The organism is Pseudomonas endophytica (assembly GCF_001411475.1).
GTDB classification, from domain to species: Bacteria; Pseudomonadota; Gammaproteobacteria; order Pseudomonadales; family Pseudomonadaceae; genus Aquipseudomonas; species Aquipseudomonas endophytica.
Genome location: NZ_LLWH01000089.1, coordinates 1 through 4,885 on the forward strand (window position 1 = coordinate 1; position 4,885 = coordinate 4,885).

Below are 4,885 nucleotides of genomic sequence, written 5' to 3' on the forward strand. Positions count from 1 at the left end.
GACCGGCTCGCCCGCGGGTATCGGGTTTGCCGGGCGTCATGCTGAAGTCGTGTTCACTGGCGGCTTGGATACCCCAGCCGTGCGCGCCAATATCCAAGCGATGCGCAACAAGACTATCGCCCATGAGCGTGACCCCGCAGGGTTGAAATTTATCGTGATGGCGGGCGTCATCGTTGGCCGTACCGACGAAGAAGTCAGCCGCAAACTCGACAGTTATCGCAAATTAATGAGCGTTGAAGCGTCACTGGCCCATCATCAGTCAGCGATCGACCTGACGGCTTACCCGAGCGATGCGCTGATCAGCGATTTGATCGAGCTCAAAGTCGACGGCTGGGAGAGCTTGCAGCGCTACAAGCCGGAGTGGACCGTGGGCACGGTGTTGTCACAGTTTTCGGGCTTCAACCGCGAGCGTTTTTTTGTGGCGGGCACACCGACGGTGGTGGTGGATGAAATTGAGAAATGGCTGGACGTTGATGGCATCGACGGGATCAATCTGCGCCAGTACTTATCGTTTGAAACAGCCCGTGACTTCATTGAACTCGTAGTCCCGGAATTGCGGCGTCGGGGGCGTTTCCGTGAGCGTTACAACGACGGCGAAACCCTGCGCGAGCGGTTGTTTGGCGCTGGGCAAGCGCGTTTGCCGAGTGACCATTTTGGCGCTCGCTACCGTGATCCTGCGGTCTTGCAACAACCGGCAACACCGTTGCGTTTTGGCCTCGCAGGTTAACCAATCGTTGGCTGCGATCTTTTGATGTTGCGCTAGAAGATCAAAAGATCGCAGGCTGCGCCAGCTCCTACGAAATGCAGGTCTGTGCGCTTAAGAGAAAACCAACAGATCGAACGCTTGCTGTAGGAGCTGCCGAAGGCTGCGATCTTTTGATGTTGCGGTTGAAGATCTAAAGATCGCAGGTTGCGCCAGCGCCTACAAATATAGATATGCACCCAAACACTGTGCGCGACAGCGCGGCATCTGGACGACAGGGAATCTCCTACGCAAATGCGAGACACGCTCAGCCTCAACTGTTGGCTCAGCAACAGTCGCTACACAGACTGTTGTATTTAACGCCCTTCACACACTGTTACACGCCTATATACAGGGCGAAAAACCCGGCATGGCTTGTGCAATAGCCTAAGTCCCAGACTTAAGGCAGCAGGCCCCATGCGCACTATCTCCCCCTTTAATCGAAACTTTCCGCTGCTCGGTATCGCGGCTCTGTGCTCGGTACTGGTTGGCTGCGGGCAGGAAACCTCAACCGTCGCGCGCAGCGATAAACCGGTCAGCGGCGGCACCCTGATTTATGCCACCGACCGCGAACCGACTTGCCTTGACCCGCATGTGGCGGGCGACATGCCGCAGGTGTTTATCGGTCAACAGTACCTTGACTCGCTGGTGTCGATGGACGACCAAGGTCAAATTGGACCGTGGCTGGCTAAAAGCTGGGAAGTCTCGGCCGATGGCTTGGACTACACCTTCCATTTACGCGATGACGTGCATTTCACCGATGGCACGCCGTTCAACGCGGCCGCAGTCAAGGCCAACCTCGATCACATGGCCAACCCGAAAACTCAGTCTAGTACAGCGGGCGGTTACATCCGTCAATACCGCAGCACCGATGTGGTCGATGAACACACGGCAGTGGTGCATCTGGCCACACCGTATGCGGCCTTTTTAGAGGTGTTGGCGCAAGGTTTTCTGGGGATAGAGTCGCCGACCGCGTTGCTGCGCTCGCGAGATGAAAACTGTGAAAGCCCGGTGGGCAGCGGCCCGTTCAAGATCGTTCGCTGGGATCGACAAAGCCAAATCGAGTTGGTGCGTAACCCCGATTACAACTGGGCGCCGCCCACGGCTAAGCATCAAGGCCCGGCCTGGCTGGATCGAATCGTTTGGAAGTTCATTCAAGAACCCTCAGTGCGCTTCGCCTCATTGCAGGCCGGTGAGGTGGATGTGATTGAGGCTTTGCCGCCGGAATCCCATGAAGCCGCTCGACGCAATCCCGACCTCACTGTGTTGGTGGCGTTACGTCCGGGCAACCCCACCAATGGCACGCTGAATATCACCCGCGCGCCGTTTAATGATCTCAAGGTGCGCGAAGCCTTCGTGCGCAGTGCGGATATCGACGGTGCGCTGAAGAGTGTGTACTTCAACGAGTTTCCGCGTGCGGGCGGGCCATTGAGTTCAGCTACTCGTTTTTACAGCCCAGACTTTGAACACGCCCAAGACTACGATCCGGCCCGCGCCGCTCAGTTGCTGGATGAAGCCGGTTGGACAGGTCGCGACGCCGAAGGCTATCGCACCCGTGATGGCAAACGCTTGCAAGTGCATGTGGTGATGGGCAACCGCACACCGCCCTCGGAGTACACCTTGTGGGAGCAGGTTCAAGCGACCACGCGTCAGGCCGGTTTCCAAATGATCATCGAGCAGATGAGTGATGTTCAGGCCACTCAGCGCCAAGCGGATTGGGACTATGACGTGCGCCTCGGCTATTGGAACACCAACACCGCCGACGTGCAGCGGATCATCTTTGGTTCTGAATTTATTCGGCCTGCGGGCGTAGGCGGTTATCACCAGAACACCGCAGGTTTCGACGATCCGACGTTTGACGGGGTCATGCGCCAAGCCTTGGCCACGCAAGACCCGCAGCAACGCCAAGCGCTTTATTACCAAGCGCAGCAGATTGCCTCTAGCCACTACCTGCAAGTAACCACCTACCCGCAAAGCTCACGCTTAGGCATCTACAAAACCACCCAAGGCGTGCGGTTGGAGCCGTCGTTGGCGGTGACTTACCTATACGACGCCTGGGTTAACAAATGAAAAAGGTGAATAAATGAGCCGAATCAAGACGGTGAGTCCGCAGCGCGAACGCTGGGGGAATGTGGGCCGACGTGCCGCTTGGCGCGTGGCAGGCGGGGTACTGGTGCTGTGGGCCGTTGCGACCCTGACCTTCTTTGCTTTACGACTGATGCCCGGCGATCCGGTGCTGGCGATTCTGGGAGGCCCCAGCGGCAACCCCACCGCTGAAACCATTGCTGAAGCTACCCGCGAATACGGTTTAGACAAGCCGTTGGCGGTCCAATACGCGCTGTACCTAGGGCGTTTGCTACAAGGCGATTTGGGGGTGTCTTACTCGCAGCATTTACCGGTGACCCGAGTGCTTGCCGAGCAGTCGTGGGCGACGCTGCAACTGACCTTCAGCGCCTTGGTGCTGGCGTGGGTGTTGGTGCTGTTGTTGACGGTGTTAACCGCGGGGCGCCAGCGTTGGGTCGCCAGCGTGGCCTCGTTTGCCGAAACCCTCTCGGCCGCTGTGCCGCATTTTTGGCTCGGTTTGGTACTGCTGGCGGTGTTTGCGTTTGGGTTGCGCTGGTTTCCGCCCGCGGGCAGCGATGGTTGGCGCACGCTGGTGTTGCCCTCGGTAGCGTTGGCGGTGCCGCTGGCCGGGTTTATCGCGCAGGTGACCCGCGAGTCGCTGGAGTTAACGCTGGAGCAACCCTTTGTGCTGACCGCCCGAACCCGTGGATTAAGCGAAACCGCGGTGCGCTTTAAACATGCGCTACGGCATGCGGTATTGCCCGGTATTTCACTCTCAGGCTGGGCCATCGGTGCCTTGATCAGCGGGGCGGTGGTGGTTGAAGTGATCTTTTCGCGCAAGGGGCTCGGTCGTCAGTTGTATCAGGCGGTACAGGCGCAAGACCTGCCGCTGACCATCGGTATCAGCTTGGCCGTTGCGGCGGTGTATGTGCTGGCCAATATTTTGGTCGACCTCTTGCAGCTGTGGGTCGACCCTCGTCAACAGGGGAAAACAGCATGAGCGCACTGACTCTTGAAACACCGCTACCCGGCGCGCGGGTGCAGCGCAGGGCGCGCCAAGTGCACCTTGGCCCGCTGCTGGCGTTGTTATTTCTGGCGTTTTTGATCATCGCAGCGCTGCTGCCGCAACTGTTTACCCACACTGACCCGCTGGCCATTGTGCCGCGTGATGCGTTTCATCCGCCCGGCTGGGCACACTGGTTTGGCACCGATCAGTCCGGGCGGGATATTTATTCGCGGGTGATCTACGGCACTCGCCAGTCTTTATTCATTGGTCTGGCGGCCACCGCGCTGGCCATGAGCATTGCAATCACCTTGGGCTTGCTCGGCGGCTTGGGCGGTGCGCGACTTGATCGCGGGGTGAGTTGGCTGCTGGAAATCCTCTTTGCGTTCCCCAGCCTCGTACTGGCCTTGTTGTTTGTGGCGATCTTTGGCAGCGGTATCGGGCCGTTGATTATTGCGACCGGTTTGGGCGCGGCGCCGGGTTACGCCCGGATGGTGCGCGGGCAAGTACTGGCGGTGCGCAACGCCGGTTACATCGAAGCGGCGGTCGCTTTGGGCCATCCCACACGCCGGGTCATCTTGCGTCAACTGTTGCCCAATGCCATGCGCCCGTTAATCGTGACTCTGACCATGGGCGTTGGCCAAGCGATTGTCTGGGCCTCGGCCCTGAGTTTTCTGGGGCTGGGCGCACAGCCGCCTGCACCGGAGTGGGGGACCATGTTGTCCATGGGCCGCGACTTTGTCGCCAACGCGTGGTGGCTGACGTTCTTTCCGGGGTTGTTCATCGTGCTGACCACGCTGTCGACCACTGTAGCGGGTCGATATCTGCAAAAACGTCTGGAGGGTCGCCTGTCATGAGCGATAAACACTTGATCGTCGAAGGGCTGTCCATTGAGTTTGACGGCCAGACCGTGGTGCGTGATGTGTCTTTCACCTTGGCGCCGGGCAAAACCTTGGCGTTGGTGGGTGAGTCGGGCTCAGGCAAAAGCGTGACCGCCCGCAGCTTGATTGGTCTAGCGGGGGCCGGGGCGCGAGTGACGGCACGTACGCTCAGTTATGGCGGGCAGGACTTGCTCG

Annotated in this window: 5 protein-coding genes; all 5 read left to right on the forward strand. The window is 59.1% G+C overall.

The window, feature by feature from the left end; all coding sequences use genetic code 11:
- On the forward strand, positions 1-727 hold a 727-nt coding region (locus AQS70_RS07385; RefSeq protein ID WP_156355055.1), incomplete at its 5' end, for an LLM class flavin-dependent oxidoreductase.
- A gap of 432 nt (positions 728-1,159) precedes the next feature.
- Positions 1,160-2,812, forward strand: a complete 1,653-nt coding sequence (locus tag AQS70_RS07390) for an ABC transporter substrate-binding protein (protein WP_055102223.1) — start codon at positions 1,160-1,162, stop codon at positions 2,810-2,812.
- Positions 2,813-2,825: 13 nt separating this feature from the next.
- Positions 2,826-3,806: an ABC transporter permease gene (locus AQS70_RS07395; protein WP_055102224.1), complete on the forward strand. Its 981-nt coding sequence runs from the start codon at positions 2,826-2,828 to the stop codon at positions 3,804-3,806.
- Positions 3,803-4,666, forward strand: a complete 864-nt coding sequence (locus tag AQS70_RS07400; protein ID WP_055102225.1) for an ABC transporter permease — start codon at positions 3,803-3,805, stop codon at positions 4,664-4,666. Before AQS70_RS07395 ends, AQS70_RS07400 begins: the two co-directional genes overlap by 4 nt.
- Positions 4,663-4,885 (forward strand): ATP-binding cassette domain-containing protein (locus AQS70_RS07405; protein ID WP_156355057.1); only part of this gene is annotated, 223 nt, incomplete at its 3' end. The genes AQS70_RS07400 and AQS70_RS07405, both read left to right, overlap by 4 nt.

What these genes read in the sequence shown, in the direction of transcription:
- AQS70_RS07400 (WP_055102225.1), top strand. Translation starts at nt 3,803, where the DNA reads ATGAGCGCACTGACTCTTGAAACACCGCTACCCGGCGCGCGGGTGCAG.
- AQS70_RS07395 (WP_055102224.1), top strand. Translation starts at nt 2,826, where the DNA reads ATGAGCCGAATCAAGACGGTGAGTCCGCAGCGCGAACGCTGGGGGAAT.
- AQS70_RS07390 (WP_055102223.1), top strand. Translation starts at nt 1,160, where the DNA reads ATGCGCACTATCTCCCCCTTTAATCGAAACTTTCCGCTGCTCGGTATC.